Origin of the sequence: Megasphaera hominis (assembly GCF_014269395.1) — a bacterium.
GTDB lineage: Bacteria > Bacillota > Negativicutes > Veillonellales > Megasphaeraceae > Megasphaera > Megasphaera hominis.
The window spans coordinates 50,400-70,278 of sequence record NZ_JACOGK010000013.1; the positions used below are offsets into that span (position 1 = coordinate 50,400).

Genomic DNA, 19,879 nt, shown 5'->3' on the forward strand with positions numbered 1-19,879 from the left:
ATGAAGAAAATTCGTAAAGCCGTTATTCCCGCAGCCGGGTTTGGCACGCGATTTTTGCCGGCTACAAAAGCAACACCGAAAGAAATGCTGCCCATTGTGGACAAACCGACCATTCAGTATATTGTAGAAGAAGCATTGCAGAGTGGTATCGAAGAAATCCTGATCATCAGTGGACATGCGAAACGGGCCATTGAAGATCACTTTGATACAAATATTGCCTTGGAGCTAAACCTGCAGGAACATCATAAGACGGAACTGTTACGAATGGTCCGCAGTATTTCGGAGATCAATATCCATTATATCCGGCAAAAGCACATGCGCGGCTTAGGCGATGCCATCCTCTGTGCCCAATCGTTCATTGACGATGAACCTTTTGCTGTACTGCTGGGGGACGATGTCGTCTACAATGAAACTGTGCCGGCCTTACGGCAAATGATCGATATGTATAATAAGGTTGGTGCTACCGTTCTGGGCTGTCAGGAAGTACCCCGGGATAAGGTATCCGCCTATGGCATCGTCAAGGGCGTACCTGCGCCGGATGCAAAGCTGATGCGGGTCACGAATATGATCGAAAAGCCTAGCATTGAAGAAGCGCCGAGCCGTATTGCCGTCTTGGGCCGTTACATCATCACACCGGATATTTTTGAAATTTTGCGCCGTACGGAACCGGGCAAGGGCGGTGAAGTACAGCTGACCGATGCCTTGCAAACTATGGCGTCCAGGGAAGCTGTCTATGCCTATTGCTTTACAGGCAAACGCTATGACGTAGGAGACAAACTGGGCTTCTTAAAAGCCACTGTAGAATACGCCTTGCGCCGTCCTGATTTGGGCCAGGAATTCCGGGATTATTTAAAAAGCCTTTCTCTATAATATAGGGCAGGGAAAGCAGACGTTCGTCTGCTTTCCCTGCTTTTTTATTTTCTCGGCCAGTAAACCAGCAGAAATAACATTGTGATTAGAAGAAAAAATGATAAGGTCAAAAAGGCAACGATGCTATACCTAAAGGACACCATAGAGGTGTTGATTATTGAGAATTTGCATGCTATACTAGCTTTGAAAAGCAAAAGATAATTATTCTTCATAACATAGGATGAAAGAAGGGGTCTTTATGAAGATCGAAGAAGGTACGATCGTAGGGATCAACGATAATGGATTGGCAGATGTGAAGGTTGGCCGTCATTCCGATTGCATGGCTTGCGGTGCTTGCGATGGCGCACAAAATATAGTCGTTCAGGCGTTAAATCCTGTAGGCGCTGAAGTGGGGCAGCATGTCAAGTTTGAAATGCGGGAAACGAACATCGTCATTGGCGCGTTTGTCTGTTTTGTCATGCCCCTCCTGGTTGCGGCAGCAGGCGTGTTTATCGGCCATTGGATCGCCCTTTCCCAGGGACTGAATGAAATTAACCTGGAAATTGCCGGCGGCATTATCGGTTTTCTCCTCGGCGCTGTCGGTGTCAAGCTCTTTGACCGTTCTTTAAGCAACGATGCCAATGCAAAACCGAAGATTGTCGAAGTACTAGTCAGATAAGTGACAAAAAGCCCCTTCCGGAACGAGTGCTCTGGAAGGGGCTTTTTTCGTTATACTGGTACGCGTTGTCAGTGGGGAACTTTATCTGCCAGCTGCAGTGTCGAACCATCTGCACGGGTAATGCCTGTAATGCGCAGGTGGCTGTGCGTGCCGTCTAAATTGGTGCGCGTTATGAGCGCATACTGGCTGGGAATCATAGGATTTAACAGGAACTGGCTCGTATGGGCCTGATTGGATATAACCGGTGACAAGTGGATCGTACCGGAATAGAGGATGGCCTTGTCAGCATCCCGCTGTAATTCATAGAGACCGTGGATTTCCTGAATCCCTGTGTTTCCGGTAATGACAGGCGTATACGTAAGGCGCAGAAAGGTTTGTTGGCCATCGCCGTGAATGAGCGTTGCTGACGTATTTTTTAAGGTGACCAGCGCATCTATTTGCTGTTGCAGGGACGCGTTATACGTTGCCAGCGCCTGGGAGCGGGCCGTGTCGATGTGATCGATGAACGCTTTAGGATCGGCCAGGCCGCTGACCTGCCAGACATGCGGCGAAATACGGGTGAATTGAATCCGGCAGGGAATATACGCTTGTAATTCATCATTGTAAAGGGTAATATCCATTTCGGCGTGGGTACTGTCTGTTTTGTGGGCGAACTCATGGCCTGCATAATGCCAGCCTGTCAGGGGGATAGGGGCATTTAGGGCCTGCAGACAAGCCTTGAGCGAATCCTCCATGCCCTTGCGTTCCAGTCCGTTTGCCTGGGGCTGTAAGGACAGTGTAACCAGGCGGCTGCTGTCGTCAATAAAATCAGTGCGCAAGGGGGCCCAGGCTGTACGCAGGATAGGAAAGGAGTCAATACCGCTGACATTGGCCGAAAGCGTATCAAAGATCTGGGCGGCGATATTTTTAGAGTCTGTTAAGGCATTGGTTTTCTCGCTGTCCTCCTGCTGAACGGCTACGACGAGCTGCTTGAATGAATAGTCCGGCGTAGCTTTATAGACTTCTTCATAGGCGCCAATGGCAGCCTCTATACAAAGTAAAATGATAAATAAGGCTGCCAGGATGGAGACGTCCGGTGTAGGAATTTTATGTTTTTTCAAGAATAAAACCTTCTTCATATATAACAAATAGAGAGAACGGATTAAAATCATTATACCATTTTTGTAAAAATAAACGTATAATATTTCTAGATGTATTTGCCAGAAATAAACCGGCTGGAATAAAATGAAGAAAGAGGAGACGCATAGATGATTACTTTACACGATAAAACAAATAAAAAAGTCTATGAAGTTCCGGAAGGAACGACGTTATTGGCCATTAGCCAAAAGGAATATCCTCAGGCCAAACCACGCATTGCCGCTGCGTTATATAACAATGAAATGGCAGGCCTGCAGACGAAGGTCCATGCCGATGGGGACATTGAATGGTTTTCCCTGGCAACGACGGAGGGCAATCAGTGTATTGTACGCACGGCTATTTTTCTTTTGGTCCGGGCTGTATCGGATCTCTATCCCCAGGGCAAGGTGCTTGTCAAGCATGCCCTGCGTAAGTCCCTTTATTGTGAACTGGAGCTGGGACATACGGTTACCCTGCACGATGTAGAAGAAATAAAAAAACGGATGGAGGAAATCGTCGAGCAGGATGAAACGATTACCCAGGTCGTAGCCAGCGCCGACACAGCCATGGCCATGTGCCGCAACCGCGGCATGACGCGGGAGGCGGAACTGTTGCAGCACGTAGACGTGACGCATATTATGGCCTACCAGTGCGGCCAATGCTTTGACTACTACATGGGCCCGCTCTTGCCAAGCATGGGCTATTTGACCTGCTTCAACCTGCGCCTCTATGCGCCTGGAATCATTTTGGAATATCCTAAGGTGGAAAATCCGGAAGAATTGCCGGAATATAAGGAAATTCCCAAGATGGCCCGCCTCTTCCTGGATGCAGAAGAATGGGGCCGTATCGTACGCTGCGAATACGTATCGGACTTGAATCATTATATTGAAAATGGTACGATACAGGAGATTATCGATATGGCAGAAGCCTTGCAGGAAAAGAAGCTGGGCCAGATTGCCGATTATATCGTCAATCAAAAGCCCGGTATCAAAGTCGTATTGATCGCCGGGCCGTCATCAGCCGGCAAGACGACCTTTTGCAAGCGCTTGACGACGCAGCTGCGCGTCGTAGGTCTCCGGCCGGTACGTATTTCCCTGGATGATTATTTTTATAATCGCGAAGATACGCCGCGCAATCCCGATGGCAGTTATGATTTTGAATCGTTGCGGGCTATTGACGTACCCTTGTTCAATCAGCAAATAGATGATCTGAGTCAGGGCAAGGAAGTCTATTTATCGCGTTTTGATTTCGTAACGGGCCAGCGTCATTTCGACGAAAAGCCTACCGTCCTTGAGGCCAATCAGCCTATTGTCGTCGAAGGCCTGCACGCGTTAAACGATTCCCTGACCTACATGCTGCCGCGCTATGAAAAGGTGAAGATTTCCCTGGGTGTGCTGACGCAGATACGTATTAACGACCACAACCGTATTTCTACATCGGACACGCGGATTATCCGCCGTCTCGTACGAGACCATCAGTTCCGCGCCCGTGGTCCGCAGGCGACATTAGAAATCTGGAGTGACGTCCGCCGTGGAGAAGAAACGAATATTTACCCTTATCAGGAAGATGCCGATACCATTTTTAATACGGCCTTGCCCTACGAACTGTCTGTACTCAAGCCCTTTGCGGAACCACTCTTAGCTTCTGTAGAACCGGATAATCCTTATTATGCAGAAGCCCAGCGGCTGCTCCTCTTTTTAAAACCCTTCCGTTCTGTCGACGCGTCCGTCGTACCGAATAATTCCTTATTGCGGGAATTTATCGGCAAATAGGGCGGACAGGCGTCAGATAATTAATCATTGACAAAGCATAGACTGATGGATATAATAGTATAGTCGAGGTAGAAATAATGAAACTACAAGTCGAAGAAGCACTCAAGGCTGAAGGAAAGCAATTTCCTTTTTCCTTTCAAAAACCGGCTGCCGAACTGGGTGATGTAGACGCTTTTCCCTGGAAAAGCCATGATGTGGCTGTGGAAGGCACGTTTTGGTTCGATGGCAACCATCTGGTTGTACAAGGAACTGTACATACAACGGGTATGTATTCCTGCAGTCGCTGCCTGACACCGGTATCGGTGGATCGGAATGCAACACTGTCTGAAGTCTATGGTACGGAAGCAGAGCTTCCCGAAGATATACTGCCTTATAACGGTGAGTATATTGATCTGACGGAGACAATTAGAGAAATCTTGATCCTCAGCGAGCCTATGAAGGTATTGTGCCGGCCTGATTGCAAAGGGCTTTGTCCGCAATGCGGTGCAGACCTAAACCAAGGACCCTGTAGTTGTCCTACCGACAGTATTGACCCAAGAATGGCTGTCTTGGGGAAGTTACTTAAAAACTAGAACAATCACGTACCATGATTTAAGGAGGTGCAGAACATGGCAGTACCAAAGAACAGATTATCCCAGACTCGTCAGAAAATGCGTCGTGCCAACTGGAAGTTGACAGCACCGGGTTTTGTTGAATGCCCGCAGTGCCACGAAGCAGTAATGCCTCATCATGTATGCCCGACTTGCGGCTACTACAAAGGCAAACAGGTTGTTAACAACACTACAGCTGAATAAGAGTTCGACATAAAAAAGAGTATCCTTGCGAGGGTGCTCTTTTTTGTCGATTCCGATACAGAAATACCTAAAAAGCATGAAATGCTCATACGAGATAAGTATGCTCTATGGCTGGATATAGCGTTCACAGGCCTGCTCCCTTGATGTATAATAGAACGTAGTAATAAATGATTTCCCGGGCGCCTTCAAGCGGGCCCGGCAAGGGGATTACACAAGGGGGTATTCCAATGAAAATGAAAAAGATATTGGTTCTGGCCTTAGGCCTGCTCATGGTATTTGGCCTTTCGGCCTGTGGCAACAAAGCAGATTCGGCTTCCGGAGCGTCTGCAAAGGAAACGAAGACGGAAGCTTCAGCTCAGGCTATTAAGCATGACGGCAAAGTCCTGGTCGTGTATTACTCGGCTTCGGGACATACGAAAAATGTAGCCTCGTACATCGCCACGGCAACCAAAGGCGACGTCCTGGAACTGCAGCCGGCTCAGCCGTATAGTGAAGCTGATTTGGACTATAATAATGATACGAGCCGCGTATCCAAGGAACACAAGGATGAAAGTCTGCGTAACGTGCCGCTGGTAAAGGATAAAGTGGACAACTGGTCGTCGTACGATACGGTTTTCATTGGCTATCCTATTTGGTGGGGAATCGCTGCCTGGCCGGTCGATACGTTTGTAAAAGCCAATGACTTTACCGGTAAGACGGTCATTCCGTTCGCTACCTCCTATAGCTCTGGTCTTGGTGAAAGCGGTAAGCTCCTGCAGAAAATGGCAGGCACGGGCAACTGGCTGGAAGGCAAACGGTTCCCGTCTGGTGCATCACAGCAGGATGTACAGGATTGGATAAAAACCCTAGGCTTCTAACAGCTTGGATAACAGCGGGGCAGCATGCATATAACGCATGCTTGTCCCGCTCTTTTTGTTTCGTAAAAATGACGTAAAACAAGTGCCTATCTGTACCATCCGGCCTGTTTCATGATATAATACAATTTAGTCTATCAATTAGTTAGTCTTTGCGTGTGGAGGCAGGTAACCTATGCGGGCTATGGGAATCGATCCGGGCACGGCCATCTGCGGCTTTGGCGTCGTCGACGCGAGTGGCAGCCGGCTGCGTCCCGTTACATACGGAACGGTACAAACGACGCCGGAGTATAGCGATGCCGAACGGCTGGTCATGCTGTACGACGGACTCAACGAATTATATAAGAAATATAAGCCGGACGTCGTCGGTGTAGAACAGCTTTTTTTTAATCGCAATGTGACGACGGCTATTACAGTCGGTCAGGCCCGGGGCATTATCTTGTTGACGGCCCAGCAGGCAGGAATTCCCATTCTGGAATTTTCGCCGCTGCAGGTCAAGCAGGGTGTAACGGGCTACGGCCGGGCGACGAAGGAACAGGTTATCGATATGACCATGCGCCTTTTGGGTATTCGCGAGAAAATCAAGCCTGACGATGCGGCTGATGCACTGGCTATGGCTATTTATACGATTTATTCCAGTCATTCGCTCAGCTTAAAAAGGACGGTGCAGCTATGATTGGCTATTTAAAAGGAAAAATTACCCATGTATTTGCCAACTCCTGTTTCATTGAAGTAGGCGGTGTCGGCTACCGGACCATCGTTTCCGGAACGACACTGGGTGAGCTCAGCGTCGGCAAAGAGACGATGCTCTATACGTACATGAGTGTTACGGAAAACGATATTACCCTCTATGGCTTTCTGACCCAGGATGAGTATGAACTGTTTTTGCTGCTCATTACTGTAAACGGCATTGGGCCCAAACTGGCTGTCAACGCCTTAGGAGCGGTTACACCGGATACGCTGCGCCTGGCCATTAGCCAGAACAATATGAGCGTCTTGACGAAGCTGCCCGGCATCGGCAAAAAAACGGCGAACCGGCTGGTACTCGAATTGAAGGATAAAATCGGTACGGTTGATGCCGGCGACATGGCCATAAAGGATGTCGTCAGTACGCCTGCTGGCGGTGCCGCAGCCGAAACGCTGGCAGCGCTTCAATCCCTGGGCTATGCCGAACAGGAGGTACTGCCGGCTATTCAAAAATATGCAGGCCAGTACGACAATGTAGAGGACCTGCTGAAGATTGTCCTGCGTACACTAGGCAGCGGGAGGTAAGAGATGGAGGAAAACCGGATTATTGAGACAGCAGATCTGCCAGGTGATTCTTGGCAGTACAGTCTGCGTCCTCATTATTTAAATGAATACATTGGCCAGACAAAGGCCAAAGAAAACCTGCGCGTTTTTATCGAGGCGGCTAAGCTGCGCAAGGAAGCCTTGGATCATGTTTTGCTCTACGGGCCGCCCGGCTTGGGCAAGACGACCATGGCCGGCATTATTGCCAATGAATTAGGCGTCAATCTGCGCATTACGTCGGGGCCGGCTATTGAACGGCCCGGTGATTTGGCCGCCTTGCTGACGAATCTCCAGGAACGGGACCTCCTCTTTATCGACGAAATCCACCGCCTGTCCCATAGCGTAGAAGAAGTCCTCTATGCAGCGATGGAAGATTACGCCTTGGATATTGTCATCGGCAAGGGCCCTAGTGCCCGGTCGGTGCGCATCGATTTGCCACCCTTTACACTGGTCGGCGCGACGACCCAGGTAGGCCGTCTGGCACCGCCTTTACGGGACCGCTTTGGTGTCATCAGCCGCCTGGAATTCTATAAACCTGAAGAGCTGGTGCTGATCATCAAGCGGACGGCAGAAATCCTGGACATAGAAATTGAAGAACAGGGAGCCTTGGAAATTGCCCGGCGTTCCCGTGGCACGCCGCGTATTGCCAACCGCCTGTTAAAGCGTGTCCGCGATTTTGCCCAAGTGGCGGGATCGCCTGCCATTACCGACCAAATTGCTGCCTCGGCCCTGGACCGTCTGGAAGTAGACCGCTGTGGCCTGGACCGTACAGACCGTCGGGTATTGCAGGTCATTATCGAGAAATTTGCCGGCGGACCTGTGGGCCTCGATACGATTGCTGCGGCAATCAGTGAATCCGTCGATGCTGTAGAAGACGTGTACGAGCCTTTCCTGATGCAGCAGGGCTTCCTGAATCGTACGCCCCGGGGCCGCGTCGTTACGGCAGCAGCCTATCGGCATTTGGGCATTCCGGAACCACAACAGACGGGTGCGTCCAGTCCGTCGCTCTTTGGGGAGGAAAACAATGGGTAAGATACTAATGGCTATTGGCGGCCTCATTTTTCTGGCCGGTGCTGCCTGGACCGTGTTAGACCGCTTGGGCCTGGGACGTTTTTTTGGCCGTCTGCCAGGCGATATTCATGTAGTCCATGGTAATACGACCTTTGATTTCCCCATAGTGACCTGTATTGTTTTGAGCATTGTTTTGTCTATCTTACTCAATGTCTTTTTCCGTCATTGAAAGGGAGGCTACAGTGGAATGAAGCACTTTTTTTGGCGCATAGCAGCTGTTGTGCTGGCCCTGGGAGTCTATGTCAGCAGTGCAGCCTGGGCTTCCGGCTTAGGCCAGGATGTACGCATCGGTATTCGTGAAGAACGCAGTTCTGTGACGCTGACCAGTCCGGCTGGCCTGGCAATCTGGTCCCAGGGAAAGCTTTGGAAAAAATTTCCCGCCCAGACGCCGGTTCAATTTTCTATTGCTGGCAATGCCATTCAGGTGGCCGGAAAAAAAGTAGGTGACGTAGAAGTACGTCCTCTGTCTTCTTCCGGATTTGTCCGTATTACCGATGGCTATGCGTATCGCGGATCCTTGGAAATCATGAAATCTCCCCAGCGCTGGGGCCTTACAGTCGTCAACGTCGTGCCAATGGAAGAATATCTCTATGGTGTTGTTGGCAAGGAAATGTCCCCGTCGTGGCATCCGGAAGCGCTGAAAGCGCAGGCCGTAGCGGCCCGGACCTATGCTGTTACGCATAAAAATTATTTTTCCCGCCGGGGTTTTGATATGACCGATGATACGGCGAGCCAGACCTACGCAGGAATTAACGGAGAAGCGCCGGCGGTCATTCATGCCGTCGATGCTACACGCGGCGAAATCGTTACCTATCGGGGTAAGCCGATCGATGCCTTTTTCATGTCGAATGCCGGCGGCTGGACGGAAAACAGTGAAAACGTCTGGGGAAATAAGATCCCATATCTGCGTGGTGTAGCCGATGACAGCAGCCACATGCCGTCGTACAGCTGGGCCGTGACGACGACGCCGGAAAAACTCGGCGCTAATCTGGCGGCTGCCGGTAAAGGCGTGGGCAAGGTCTATTCTATTACGTTGTCACCGTTAGCCCGGCGGCCCATGGCCGTACCGGACCGGGGTGTGTCCGGCCGGGTCCTGGATATGATCGTCCGTGGCTCTAAGGGTACCGTAAAGGTATCTGGCCAGGCTTTTCAGTCTATTTTTGGCCTGAAGAGTACTCTCTTCGACTTTTATCAGGGCAAGGGAAGTGCACCGGATCCCGATTCGGGCAAGACGGCCCATGGGGCAACACTGCAGCTGAAGGCCGGCGAACCCTTGACCATTTTTGGCTATGGCTGGGGGCACGGCCTGGGCATGAGCCAGTATGGCGCCTACCAGATGGCACGGGAACATGGCAGTGAACGGAATTATTATCGTAAAATACTGACCCATTACTATACAGGGACAGATATTGAAAAATTATATTAAGGCAGCTGCCAGAGCAGCTGCTCAGTAAGAGATGGGAAGGATACTTTTGAAACTGACAGATTTTTCGTATGAATTGCCAAAAGAATTAATTGCCCAGCATCCGGCAGAACCGCGTGATCACGCGCGGCTCATGCTCTATGATAAGGAAACAGGGGCAGTAGAACACAAATATTTTTATGATCTTCTCGATGAACTCCACGCCGGAGATGTCCTGGTCTTTAACGACTCCAAAGTCATTCCGGCCCGCTTATACGGCCATCGTCAGCAGACAGGCGGTAAGGTAGAAGTCCTGCTGCTCACACCGGTCGGTGAGGACCGCTGGGAAGTTCTGGTGAAACCGGGCAAGAAGGCGTTGCCGGGAACGATCATCGAGTTCCCTGAAGGATTGACGGCAGAAGTACTCGACCGGACCGATTTCGGTGGCCGCGTAGTTCAATTCCATTATGAAGGCGTCTTTGACGATATTATCGATACGATTGGTGAAATGCCCTTGCCGCCGTACATTCACGAAAAAATGGAAGACCCCAATGAATATCAGACCGTGTATGCCCGGGAAAAAGGTTCGGCAGCGGCGCCGACGGCAGGCCTGCATTTTACGGAAGAACTGCTGGAAAAGATCAAGGCCAAAGGCGTAGAGCTGGTCTTTGTCACCCTTCACGTGGGCCTTGGCACGTTCCGCCCTGTAGAAGAAGAAAATATTGAAGATCACGCGATGCATAGTGAATTTTACAGCATCACAGAAGAGGCGGCAGCTACCGTCAACAAAGCCAAAGCCGAAGGCCGGCGGGTCATTGCTGTCGGCACGACGAGCATCCGGACACTGGAAAGCGCCGGCACGACAGGCGTCCTCCAAAGCGGCTCCGGCTGGACAAATATCTTCATTTATCCGGGCTTTACGTTCCACATCGTCGACGCTTTGGTTACAAATTTCCATTTGCCTGAATCGACGCTGCTCATGCTGATCAGCGCCATGTCGACGCGGGAAAAGATCCTTCATGCTTACGAAATTGCGGTGCAGGAAAAATATCGTTTCTTTAGCTTCGGCGATGCCATGTTTATTCATTAAGAGGAGGAAGTTATGGTCATTACCTACGAATTGCAGGCCGAATGTGACGGCGCCCGGGCAGGCCTTTTGCGCACGCCGCATGGCACCTTTAAGACGCCCATGTTCATGCCTGTCGGTACGCAGGCGACAGTGAAGACGCTGACGCCGGAAGAATTGTATGATATGGGGGCTCAGGTTATTCTTAGCAATACGTATCATCTCTTCCTCCGTCCTGGCGAAGATTTGGTCAAGGAGGCCGGCGGGCTGCATCGCTTCATGAATTGGAAACAGGCTATCTTAACGGATAGCGGCGGCTTTCAGGTGTTCAGTCTGGGGCAGATGCGCAAAATTAAGGAAGAAGGCGTTACCTTCCGCAGTCACCTGGATGGCTCAAAAAAATTCCTCTCTCCGGAAGTGTCTATGGATATCCAGATGGCCCTTAACTCGGATATTGCGATGGCCTTTGACGAATGCATTCCCTATCCGTCAGATTATGAGTATACGCTCCTTTCGACGGAACGGACAAGCCGCTGGGCCCGGCGCTGCCTGGATCACCATCACACGGATACGCAGGGGCTCTTTGGTATTGTCCAAGGCGGCATGTATAAGGATTTGCGTAAAAAGAGCTGTGAAGACCTGGTCGATATGGATTTTGACGGCTATGGTATCGGCGGCTTGAGTGTTGGCGAAAGTAAAGATATAATGTATGATGTATTGGATAATACGACGCAGTACCTGCCGGAAAACAAAGCCCGCTATCTCATGGGTGTCGGCACACCGGACTGTCTCGTCGAAGGTGTAGCCCGCGGCGTCGACATGTTTGACTGCGTATTCCCCACGCGGGTGGCCCGGAACGGTATGGCTATGACGCATACAGGCCGTCTGACTGTAAAGAATGCCACCTATGCCCGGGATTTCCGGCCCATTGAAGAAGGCTGCCAGTGTTATACATGCCGCAATTATACGCGTGCGTATATCCGCCACCTCTTTAAGGCGGAAGAACTGCTGGCTTACCGGCTGGTCAGTATTCATAATCTCTATTTCCTGTTAAGCTTTATGCGCGATATGCGGCAATCCATTCTCAATGGCACGTTCCGCGAATTTCGTCAGGATTTTTGGAAACGGTATCAAGATGCATAAGCCATGCGCAGCATCATGAACATATCTTATATTTTCTTTTTGTAGGAGGTAAAAACTGTGGATTCTATTGCAAATTTCTTTAATGGTTTGACGAACTATGACAACCTTGGCATTTTTGGTGATTTAGGACAGATGTGGCCCTTGCTCTTTATGGTCCTGCTCTTTTATTTCATCCTTTATCGCCCGCAGAAACGTCAGCAGAAACGACGCCAGGAAATGTTTGCCAGCCTGAAGAAAAATACCAAAGTTGTTACTGTTGGTGGTGTTTATGGTACGATTACGGAAATTAAAGACGACTACGTCCGTATCCGTATTGCTGACAAAGTAGAAATTAAAATGACGAAAGAATCCATTAGCGCAATTGCCGGTGAAGAAGAAGAAATGAAATAAACCGGTCTGACGCTGTCCCGGCTATGTCTCATAGGGGAACAGTCCTGTTTTGTACAGGCCTGTTCCCTGCTTGCCGTTTAGCCGGACCGGCTACGGATTTTATATTTGCTATTATCTGTTTCCCAAGAGGGGGGAGAGCTTTTGCGGACCCGAAATATGATTAAGTTTTTTGGTGCCGTCATCATCATTCTCGCGGCTTTCGTCACCTTTATTTATCCGCTGGCCAACTCGATCAAGCAGGGCCTGGATTTACAAGGTGGTACACACATCGTTCTCGAAGCCGTCGATACGCCGGACGCTCCGGTTACGGAGGATTCCCTGAACCGTGCCGTGACCATCGTCGAACGCCGTATCAATGAAATGGGTTTGACAGAACCATTAGTACAGAAAGAAGGGGCACGCCGGATCATCGTCGAACTGCCTGGGGAAAAGAACCCGGAAAAGGCTATCGAAACGATTGGTAAAACGGCTGTCATGGAATTTAAAGATGAATCGGGGACAACGCGCCTGACCGGTTCGGATCTGAAGAATGCAAAGGAACAGATCGACCAGGGCCATAAAAACGTAGTTGCCATTGAATTCACCGATGAAGGGGCAAAGAAATTTGCTGACCTGACGGCTTCCAATGTCGGTCATAAAATTGCCATTACCCTGGATGGCCAGGTCCTGACGGATCCGGTCGTCAACGAACCGATTACGGGCGGCAAAGCCGTTATTACGGGCAGCCGTACCTTAGAGGATGCGAAGAACCTGGCTATTCTCCTGCGTTCCGGCGCCCTGCCTGTCAAATTGCAGGTTATGGAAGTCCGGACAATCGGGCCGAGCCTGGGGCAGGACTCCAAAATAAAATCGGAAAAAGCCTTTGCCGTCGGCATCGTGCTGATCATGGTCTTCTTGATCATTATTTACCGTATTTCCGGCTTGGTTGCCAACATTGCCTTGCTCGTGTATATCCTGATTCTCTTATCCATTCTGAAGTATCTCGATGCGACGCTGACCCTGCCGGGCATTGCCGGTGTTATCCTCTCTATGGGCTTTGCCGTCGATGCGAATATCCTCATCTTTGAACGCTTTAAGGAAGAGGTGCTCATTGGCAAGAGCTTGCGAACGTCTATGGAAGCGGGCTTCAAACGGGCCTTTAATACGATCCTCGATGCGAACGTATCCGTCATGATTGCAGCCATCGTCCTCATCGTCATGGGTAGTGGCACTGTCAAAGGGTTTGCTGTCAACCTGGCCTTGGGGATTATCGTCAGCATGTTCACGGCCATCGTCGTCAGCCGTTCGCTTTTAACGTGGTTCATCAATACGGGCTTGGTTACCAATCCCTGGTTCTATGGACTGAACCGCAAGGTGCCGGAACACATGAAGAATAAGGGGGGACTGAAATGAGATTTGACATTGTAGCTCATAAAAAATGGTGGTTCACCCTGTCGTCTGTCCTGGTTATCTTCAGTATCGTTTCCATGTTTGTCAATGGCTTTAACTTCGGCATTGACTATACGGGCGGTACGATTCTGGATCTGCAGTTCAAACAGCCTGTCACGGTTGAACAGGTGCGTAACGTCGTCGACTCATCTAAACTGAACCTGAGCAACAGCGTTATCCAGCTCTCCGGTGTTACCGATCAGGATGCGTCCCAGGACGTCATGATCCGCATGCGCAACCTGACGTCAGAAGAAAGCAAGGAAATTTCTGACGATCTGAGCAATCAGCTCGGCGGTGCCGAAGTAAAACGGACGGAATCGGTCGGTGCCGTTATCGGCTCGGAAGTTACGAAGAATGCCATTATCAATCTGGCCGTAGCTTTCATCGCCTTAGCAGCGTATATTACATTCCGGTTCGAATACAAAATTGCCATTTCGGCTATCGTTTCTATTTTGCACGATTTGATCATGGTACTCGGCGTCTTCTCATTTTTCCATTTGGAAATTGATGCTACTTTCCTGGCGGCCATCCTGACCGTTGTCGGCTACTCCATGAACGAAGCTGTCGTTATCTTCGACCGTGTCCGCGAAAATACGCGTACCCACCGGCGGACCGATACGTATGAAAAACTGGCTCACGACAGTATTGCCCAGAGTATTCACCGCAGTATTTATACGCTGACGACGGTACTCTTTGCCTGTGGCGCCCTTCATTTCTTCGGTGGTGACTCGACGAAGAACTTCTCCCTGGTCATGCTCATCGGCTTCATTAGTGGTGCCTACAGCTCCATTTGTGTCGATACGTCCCTCTGGGTTGTATGGAAGAACCACAGCAAGAACAGCCGCCGTGGTCCTAAAGCTGAAAAAGAAATAGAAGAAGACACGGATGCAGAAACGGCGACGGAACAAGCGTGATTTTCCGCTACTGCCAGCTGCTTTCTTATAACACAAACACCCCTGTTTCCATTGGAATACAGGGGTGTTTTTAGTATTCATGTGTGGTTCAGCGGGCAGCACGGTCCGTTTCCTGGGCTAGCCAGCTCTTTGGCGTCGGTACGAGGAACGCGAAGATGCAACCGATGATGGCGCAAATCCAAAGAATCTGCAGGGCCGTCTGGACACCGTAGAGATCAGCGCCCCAGCCGACGATAGGCGAAAGAAGACCACCTACGGTCGTGCTCAGGCCGAGTGTAATACCCGATGCAAAGCCTACATTTTTACCGAGGAAGGTCTGCCCTAATACGACGATCGGGCTGTATGGGGCAAAGAGAGAGAACGCGACAGGAATCAGAAGCAGCGTAGCGAGCCAGAGCTGGGAACTGTTGACGAGAAAAAACATGGCAGGAATCATGAGCAGGAATGAACCGCGCATGACGCGGATAAAGCCGAACCGGTCGGCCATAACGCCGCCGAGGAAGGTGATGACGACGCCCATGGAGAAGAGAATGGATAAGGCCAGACTGCCTGTTGTGGCCGAGGCGCCCAGAACGGTAATCCAAAAAATAGGAATGAACGTGTTACACAAGGTAAAGCCAATAGAACGGGCAAAGATGACCACGGTCAGTTTGCTAAAGGATTTCCAGTCGTTTTCGTGAATGGCGTTGGGATGCGCCTTGGCTTCAGCCTGATCGGCAGCTGCCGCCATGGACAGAACTGTCGGCATTTGCCGGTACATAATGGTGGCAATAATCAGATTGACAATACCGTAAATGACGAGGCCATGAATGTCAAAGGTATAGGCACTGAACCCGGCGACCATAGGACCAACGGCAAAGCCGGCGTTGCCGCCGACGGAAAAGCTGCCCAAGGCCTGGCCTTTTAATTTGCCGGCAATGCGGTTTACCATGCGGGCTGCTTCCGGGTGGAAGAGACTGCCGCCGAGACCGCTGATCATGGACAAGAAGAGGATGAACCAATAGTTGGTCGTAAACGCCAGCAGTGTCAGGGACAGGCCACAGAGAATGGAGCCTAAGGGTACGAGCCAGGGCTTGGAGATTTTATCGGAGTAATAGCCAATCAACGGCTGTGTGACAGAAGAAAGGAGAATATTGGCAAAAATAATACCGGCTGCTTCCTGATAGTTTAGGTTGCACGACGATATGAAATATGGCAGTAAGGCTGGGATACCTCCTTGGGCCCAGTCAACAGAAAAATGCCCCATGGTAAACAGGTACACATGAGGATCGAGTTTCTTCATACGAAAACACCCTCTTTTTATAGTTAAATTTAATCCCATTGTACCATAGCACCGGGGGAAATGGTAGGTAAAGGCATTGCCTTATAGTTGCTGTAATAAGAGGGAACAGGACAGAAACATGAAAAGAAAAAATAGCTGTTGACAAGCATAGATAATGTGGTATACTAAACGAGTCGCAAGGCATGGGCCTATAGCTCAGCTGGTTAGAGCGCACGCCTGATAAGCGTGAGGTCGGTGGTTCAAGTCCACCTAGGCCCACCATAGTATTGTGTCATGAGTCCGGTAGCGTACCGGGCTCATTTTTTTATGTACCTCTGGCGGTACGACAGGGCACCTCTCTTTGGCGCAGAAAAGGTGTTTTTTTTGCCGTGGGAAATGTGCTATAATTATAATTCATAGAGAAGAATTTTTACCTATGAAGGCCCGCCTGGTCAGGCTGGGCCTGCTGTGTTTTGCTTATAAAACTGTAAAGGAGTTACATACTATGTCCATTGCAGCGTATATTGAACATACAAATTTAAAGCCTGAAGCAACACCGGCGGCTATCCGCCGCCTTTGTGAAGAAGCACAGACCTATGGCTTTGCCGCCGTGTGCGTCAATTCGTCGTACGTCAGCCTGGCTAAGGCTGCGCTTGCAGGTACAACTGTCCTCATTTCCTCCGTTATCGGCTTCCCGTTAGGTGCTATGGCGTCAGCGGCAAAAGCACAGGAGACAGCCCTCGCTATTGCCGATGGGGCTGATGAAATCGACATGGTCCTGTCTATCGGCCGGGCGAAGGCTGGTGACTGGGACTACGTAGAAGCGGACATCCGCCAGGTCGTGGACAGCGCTTCAGGCCATCCCGTTAAGGTCATTTTGGAAACGGGGCTCTTGACGGATGAAGAAAAAGTAAAAGCCTGCCAGGCTGCCGTTGCCAGCGGAGCGGCGTATGTAAAAACCTCGACCGGTTTTGGCCATGGCGGTGCCACTGTGGCTGATGTAGCACTGATGAGAGAAGCCGTTTGCGGCCAGGCGAAAATCAAGGCGTCCGGCGGTATTCGCGACTATGAAACGGCAAAAGCGCTCATCGCTGCCGGTGCCAATCGCATTGGCGCCAGTGCAGGTATAACGATTGTGGCGGGAGAAAATAATGACCGATAGTGAATTCCGATTAGTACAAATGGCCCGGGCTATTGGCCGTTACCGTGGCCAGTCAGAAACCGGTACAGCTATACCGGAAATAACGGCCGGCCCCGCAGCCCTGGCTGAACCGGGTGAAATCTACGGCGGCGAGATTGAGATGGGGAACGATACGGTCAGTCACCAGGGCGACTGCCTGGTCAGTCTCTTAGCCAGCAGCAGCCGTGGCAACGCGGCGTATATCCGCTGCGGCCATACGCACTTACTGATTGACGCCGGTATCAGCTGCCGGCGGATCGAAAAAGGCTTGCGCCGCTTTGGTGCGGAGCTGAGTGACCTCGATGCCGTATTCATTACGCACGAGCATACGGATCACGTCAGTGGCTTGCCGGTCTTATTGAAGCGTACGCACGTGCCTGTCTATACGACAGCAGAGACCTGGCGGGCTATGGGACCAAAGGTAGCCGCGTATCAGAACTGTTTTGTACAGCTCCCACGCCGTCTTTCTGTCGGCGAAGTGCAGGTCGTGCCCTTTGCTACGAGTCATGATGCGGCTCGTTCTGTCGGTTATTCCGTCTATCATGAAGGCTGTAAAATAACCTTGGCTACGGATTTAGGCATCATTACACCGTCTGTTATGGCCGCTGCGGCCTGGTCGGATATCCTCATTTTGGAAGCCAACCACGATGAAGAACTGTTGCGTCATGGTCCGTATCCCTATGCGCTGCAACAGCGTATCCTTGGCCCGCAGGGGCATCTTTCTAACACGACAGCAGCCCAATTTTTGGCACAACTGCCCCGGCGCAGCCTGACTAAGGTCTTACTGGCCCATCGCAGTGAACATAATAATACACCAGCCATAACCGTACACACCATGCGCCGCGTATTGGCGGACTGCGGTGTCGTCATCGGCCAGGACGTACTTTTGCGCCTGGCTTCGGCAAGTGGCTCCGTGCATTTTCAGAGCGGAGGTAATGTACTATGATGCAACACAAAAAACTGGTGACCGCCGTCGTGGCGGTGGTTCTCATCGGCGCCGGAATCGTCGGTGGCTACAAGCTCCACGATATGTACTTCAGCCAGACCTATCAAGGGCCGGTCAACCAGATTCAGGAACCGGCAAAGGGTGGGGAAATCTCCAATGCCCGTGATACAGCCATTGTCAAGGCGGCCAAAAAGGTCAGCCCGGCCGTCGTAGGGATTACGACGAAGGTCTATAACCGGGACATTTTTAATCGCAAGGTGCTCGTCGGTGAAGGCGTGGGTTCAGGTATTATCTTCGATAAGCAAGGCTATATCGTTACGAATAATCACGTCGTAGGCAATTCAAAAACGGTCATCGTGTCCCTGGCGGATGGCCAGAGCACGGAAGGTACCGTTGTCGGCCGCGATGCCCAGACCGACCTGGCTGTCGTAAAAATCAATGTGGATAACCTGCCGGTGGCTGAATTTGGCGACAGTGATACCCTCATGGTCGGCGAACCGGCCATTGCTATCGGCAATCCGCTGGGCCTTGAATTCCAAGGGACCGTTACAGCCGGCGTCATTAGCTCGCTCAACCGTACAGTCGGGGCGGAAGGACAGGGCATGAAACTGATCCAGACCGATGCGGCTATTAATCCCGGCAACTCCGGTGGTGCGTTAGTGGACGCCGATGGCAAGGTCATGGGCATCAACAGTGCCAAGATTTCCCAGGAAGGCGTCGAAGGCCTGGGCTTTGCTATTCCCATCAACACAGCCCGGCCGATTTTGGAAGATCTCATTAAATACGGCAAAGTATCCCGTCCGTACATGGGCTTCTACGGCCTGGATAAACAGATGGCTGCCCGCTTTGGCCTGCAAATGAATAGCGATGGTGTGTATGTATATCGCGTCATTGCCGGGGCACCGCTTGATCAGGCGGGACTCCAGCGTGGTGATATCATCACGAAGATCGGTGATACGGATATTAAGAGCTTCAGTGATATCCAGACGGCCTTAAGCAAACAAAAACCAGGTGACACTGTGAGCGTCACGTATACCCGCAACGGCTCATCCCAGACAGCGGACGTCACCTTGCAGGAAGCACCAGCCAATACGGGGGATAACGGATGAAATACCACATTATCGGCATAGGTAAGCTGAAAGAGGCCTACCTTACAGCCGGCCTGGATGAATTTCTGAAACGGCTGCGGCCGTACGGTAAAGTGGAATTGACCATCCTGCCGGAAGAAAAAATGCCGGACCATCCGTCAGAAGCGCAGAAAACGGCTGTCCTTGAAAAAGAAGGCGAGAAGATGCTGGCCCGCGTGCGGCCTGACTCGTATCTCTTCGTTCTCGACGTAGGCGGCAAGCTCATTTCATCAGAAGAACTGGCTGCTGCTTTTTCCGATCTGGCGCTGCACGGTACGAGTGAATTGACGTTTATCATTGGCGGCCCCTTTGGCCTTTCTGATGCGGTGCGCCGCCGGGCCGGCAGTCGTATTTCCTTTGGCCGTATTACCCTGACCCATCAGATGATCCGTCTGTTGCTTTTGGAACAGATTTACAGGGCTATTAAAATAGAACGGCATGAACCATACCATTTATAAAAACAAGAGCCATTCCGTCATGATATGCTCCCTTCTAGGTAGACATGAGAAATAATAAAATCTCACTCTACTTGGAAGGGAGCATTTATTATGCATAGAACTAAGGTTTGTGCAGAAGAAAAACTACATACGGTGCTAG

Annotated in this window: 22 protein-coding genes and 1 tRNA gene; 21 read left to right on the forward strand and 2 right to left on the reverse strand. The window is 50.8% G+C overall.

The window, feature by feature from the left end:
* Window positions 1-870 (forward strand): UTP--glucose-1-phosphate uridylyltransferase GalU, encoded by an 870-nt coding sequence (gene galU, locus H8J70_RS05710; RefSeq protein WP_186502898.1) that lies wholly within the window; start codon window positions 1-3, stop codon window positions 868-870.
* Window positions 871-1,108: 238 nt separating this feature from the next.
* Window positions 1,109-1,528, forward strand: coding sequence for a SoxR reducing system RseC family protein (locus tag H8J70_RS05715; protein ID WP_186502899.1), 420 nt, complete (start codon window positions 1,109-1,111; stop codon window positions 1,526-1,528).
* Between the two features lie 68 nt (window positions 1,529-1,596).
* Here the strand turns inward: H8J70_RS05715 and H8J70_RS05720 are convergent, their stop codons facing one another.
* The gene (locus H8J70_RS05720) at window positions 1,597-2,628 is read right to left on the reverse strand and encodes a hypothetical protein (protein ID WP_186502900.1); all 1,032 of its coding nucleotides are present in this window, start codon (window positions 2,626-2,628) and stop codon (window positions 1,597-1,599) included.
* Between the two features lie 147 nt (window positions 2,629-2,775).
* On the opposite strand from H8J70_RS05720, the gene H8J70_RS05725 reads away from it, so the two are divergent.
* The 14 genes from H8J70_RS05725 (at window position 2,776) to secF (ending at window position 14,768) form a co-directional block, all read left to right on the forward strand.
* Window positions 2,776-4,416: a nucleoside kinase gene (locus tag H8J70_RS05725; RefSeq protein ID WP_186502901.1), complete on the forward strand. Its 1,641-nt coding sequence runs from the start codon at window positions 2,776-2,778 to the stop codon at window positions 4,414-4,416.
* Window positions 4,417-4,493: 77 nt separating this feature from the next.
* Window positions 4,494-4,988: a YceD family protein gene (locus H8J70_RS05730; RefSeq protein ID WP_186502902.1), complete on the forward strand. Its 495-nt coding sequence runs from the start codon at window positions 4,494-4,496 to the stop codon at window positions 4,986-4,988.
* Between the two features lie 36 nt (window positions 4,989-5,024).
* Complete coding sequence (gene rpmF, locus H8J70_RS05735; protein ID WP_186502903.1) at window positions 5,025-5,210, forward strand: 50S ribosomal protein L32; 186 nt, start codon at window positions 5,025-5,027, stop codon at window positions 5,208-5,210.
* Window positions 5,211-5,437: 227 nt separating this feature from the next.
* Window positions 5,438-6,067: a flavodoxin gene (locus H8J70_RS05740; RefSeq protein ID WP_186502904.1), complete on the forward strand. Its 630-nt coding sequence runs from the start codon at window positions 5,438-5,440 to the stop codon at window positions 6,065-6,067.
* A 172-nt stretch (window positions 6,068-6,239) separates the two neighbouring features.
* A complete protein-coding gene (gene ruvC / locus H8J70_RS05745; protein ID WP_186502905.1) occupies window positions 6,240-6,740 on the forward strand; it encodes a crossover junction endodeoxyribonuclease RuvC in 501 nt (166 codons plus the stop codon).
* Window positions 6,737-7,336, forward strand: coding sequence for a Holliday junction branch migration protein RuvA (ruvA, locus tag H8J70_RS05750; protein WP_186502906.1), 600 nt, complete (start codon window positions 6,737-6,739; stop codon window positions 7,334-7,336). Before ruvC ends, ruvA begins: the two co-directional genes overlap by 4 nt.
* Window positions 7,337-7,339: 3 nt before the next feature.
* Window positions 7,340-8,386 carry a Holliday junction branch migration DNA helicase RuvB gene (ruvB, locus tag H8J70_RS05755; protein ID WP_186502907.1) on the forward strand — a complete coding sequence of 349 codons (1,047 nt, stop codon included), beginning with the start codon at window positions 7,340-7,342 and terminating at the stop codon, window positions 8,384-8,386.
* On the forward strand, window positions 8,379-8,594 hold the full coding sequence (locus H8J70_RS05760) for a DUF2905 domain-containing protein (RefSeq protein ID WP_186502908.1): 216 nt from the start codon (window positions 8,379-8,381) through the stop codon (window positions 8,592-8,594). The genes ruvB and H8J70_RS05760 overlap by 8 nt, the downstream gene beginning before the upstream one ends.
* Window positions 8,595-8,612: 18 nt before the next feature.
* Window positions 8,613-9,851, forward strand: a complete 1,239-nt coding sequence (locus tag H8J70_RS05765; RefSeq protein ID WP_186502909.1) for a SpoIID/LytB domain-containing protein — start codon at window positions 8,613-8,615, stop codon at window positions 9,849-9,851.
* A 46-nt stretch (window positions 9,852-9,897) separates the two neighbouring features.
* Window positions 9,898-10,917: a tRNA preQ1(34) S-adenosylmethionine ribosyltransferase-isomerase QueA gene (gene queA, locus H8J70_RS05770; RefSeq protein WP_186502910.1), complete on the forward strand. Its 1,020-nt coding sequence runs from the start codon at window positions 9,898-9,900 to the stop codon at window positions 10,915-10,917.
* Window positions 10,918-10,929: 12 nt separating this feature from the next.
* Window positions 10,930-12,036, forward strand: coding sequence for a tRNA guanosine(34) transglycosylase Tgt (gene tgt / locus H8J70_RS05775; protein ID WP_186502911.1), 1,107 nt, complete (start codon window positions 10,930-10,932; stop codon window positions 12,034-12,036).
* 57 nt (window positions 12,037-12,093) lie between these two features.
* Window positions 12,094-12,426: a preprotein translocase subunit YajC gene (gene yajC, locus H8J70_RS05780; RefSeq protein ID WP_288201511.1), complete on the forward strand. Its 333-nt coding sequence runs from the start codon at window positions 12,094-12,096 to the stop codon at window positions 12,424-12,426.
* Window positions 12,427-12,582: 156 nt separating this feature from the next.
* Window positions 12,583-13,818 (forward strand): protein translocase subunit SecD, encoded by a 1,236-nt coding sequence (gene secD, locus H8J70_RS05785; protein ID WP_222433601.1) that lies wholly within the window; start codon window positions 12,583-12,585, stop codon window positions 13,816-13,818.
* Window positions 13,815-14,768 carry a protein translocase subunit SecF gene (gene secF / locus H8J70_RS05790; RefSeq protein ID WP_186502913.1) on the forward strand — a complete coding sequence of 318 codons (954 nt, stop codon included), beginning with the start codon at window positions 13,815-13,817 and terminating at the stop codon, window positions 14,766-14,768. The genes secD and secF overlap by 4 nt, the downstream gene beginning before the upstream one ends.
* Window positions 14,769-14,856: 88 nt before the next feature.
* On the opposite strand, the gene H8J70_RS05795 is transcribed toward secF, so the two are convergent.
* Window positions 14,857-16,050 (reverse strand): MFS transporter, encoded by a 1,194-nt coding sequence (locus H8J70_RS05795; protein ID WP_186502914.1) that lies wholly within the window; start codon window positions 16,048-16,050, stop codon window positions 14,857-14,859.
* Window positions 16,051-16,234: 184 nt separating this feature from the next.
* Between H8J70_RS05795 and H8J70_RS05800 the strand changes: the two genes are divergently transcribed.
* From H8J70_RS05800 to rlmH, 5 genes are all read left to right on the forward strand, one after another.
* A tRNA-Ile gene (locus H8J70_RS05800) sits at window positions 16,235-16,311 on the forward strand.
* A gap of 223 nt (window positions 16,312-16,534) precedes the next feature.
* Window positions 16,535-17,191 carry a deoxyribose-phosphate aldolase gene (gene deoC / locus H8J70_RS05805; protein ID WP_186502915.1) on the forward strand — a complete coding sequence of 219 codons (657 nt, stop codon included), beginning with the start codon at window positions 16,535-16,537 and terminating at the stop codon, window positions 17,189-17,191.
* Complete coding sequence (locus H8J70_RS05810) at window positions 17,181-18,155, forward strand: MBL fold metallo-hydrolase (RefSeq protein WP_186502916.1); 975 nt, start codon at window positions 17,181-17,183, stop codon at window positions 18,153-18,155. Before deoC ends, H8J70_RS05810 begins: the two co-directional genes overlap by 11 nt.
* Window positions 18,152-19,264 (forward strand): S1C family serine protease, encoded by a 1,113-nt coding sequence (locus H8J70_RS05815; protein WP_186502917.1) that lies wholly within the window; start codon window positions 18,152-18,154, stop codon window positions 19,262-19,264. Before H8J70_RS05810 ends, H8J70_RS05815 begins: the two co-directional genes overlap by 4 nt.
* Window positions 19,261-19,740: a 23S rRNA (pseudouridine(1915)-N(3))-methyltransferase RlmH gene (rlmH, locus tag H8J70_RS05820; protein ID WP_186502918.1), complete on the forward strand. Its 480-nt coding sequence runs from the start codon at window positions 19,261-19,263 to the stop codon at window positions 19,738-19,740. Before H8J70_RS05815 ends, rlmH begins: the two co-directional genes overlap by 4 nt.
* Window positions 19,741-19,879 lie beyond the last annotated feature (139 nt).

Coding starts and splice junctions, on each gene's coding strand:
- galU (WP_186502898.1), top strand. CDS start 1: ATGAAGAAAATTCGTAAAGCCGTTATTCCCGCAGCCGGGTTTGGCACG.
- H8J70_RS05715 (WP_186502899.1), top strand. CDS start 1,109: ATGAAGATCGAAGAAGGTACGATCGTAGGGATCAACGATAATGGATTG.
- H8J70_RS05725 (WP_186502901.1), top strand. CDS start 2,776: ATGATTACTTTACACGATAAAACAAATAAAAAAGTCTATGAAGTTCCG.
- H8J70_RS05730 (WP_186502902.1), top strand. CDS start 4,494: ATGAAACTACAAGTCGAAGAAGCACTCAAGGCTGAAGGAAAGCAATTT.
- rpmF (WP_186502903.1), top strand. CDS start 5,025: ATGGCAGTACCAAAGAACAGATTATCCCAGACTCGTCAGAAAATGCGT.
- H8J70_RS05740 (WP_186502904.1), top strand. CDS start 5,438: ATGAAAATGAAAAAGATATTGGTTCTGGCCTTAGGCCTGCTCATGGTA.
- ruvC (WP_186502905.1), top strand. CDS start 6,240: ATGCGGGCTATGGGAATCGATCCGGGCACGGCCATCTGCGGCTTTGGC.
- ruvA (WP_186502906.1), top strand. CDS start 6,737: ATGATTGGCTATTTAAAAGGAAAAATTACCCATGTATTTGCCAACTCC.
- ruvB (WP_186502907.1), top strand. CDS start 7,340: ATGGAGGAAAACCGGATTATTGAGACAGCAGATCTGCCAGGTGATTCT.
- H8J70_RS05760 (WP_186502908.1), top strand. CDS start 8,379: ATGGGTAAGATACTAATGGCTATTGGCGGCCTCATTTTTCTGGCCGGT.
- H8J70_RS05765 (WP_186502909.1), top strand. CDS start 8,613: ATGAAGCACTTTTTTTGGCGCATAGCAGCTGTTGTGCTGGCCCTGGGA.
- tgt (WP_186502911.1), top strand. CDS start 10,930: ATGGTCATTACCTACGAATTGCAGGCCGAATGTGACGGCGCCCGGGCA.
- secD (WP_222433601.1), top strand. CDS start 12,583: ATGATTAAGTTTTTTGGTGCCGTCATCATCATTCTCGCGGCTTTCGTC.
- secF (WP_186502913.1), top strand. CDS start 13,815: ATGAGATTTGACATTGTAGCTCATAAAAAATGGTGGTTCACCCTGTCG.
- H8J70_RS05795 (WP_186502914.1), bottom strand. CDS start 16,050: ATGAAGAAACTCGATCCTCATGTGTACCTGTTTACCATGGGGCATTTT.
- deoC (WP_186502915.1), top strand. CDS start 16,535: ATGTCCATTGCAGCGTATATTGAACATACAAATTTAAAGCCTGAAGCA.
- H8J70_RS05810 (WP_186502916.1), top strand. CDS start 17,181: ATGACCGATAGTGAATTCCGATTAGTACAAATGGCCCGGGCTATTGGC.
- H8J70_RS05815 (WP_186502917.1), top strand. CDS start 18,152: ATGATGCAACACAAAAAACTGGTGACCGCCGTCGTGGCGGTGGTTCTC.
- rlmH (WP_186502918.1), top strand. CDS start 19,261: ATGAAATACCACATTATCGGCATAGGTAAGCTGAAAGAGGCCTACCTT.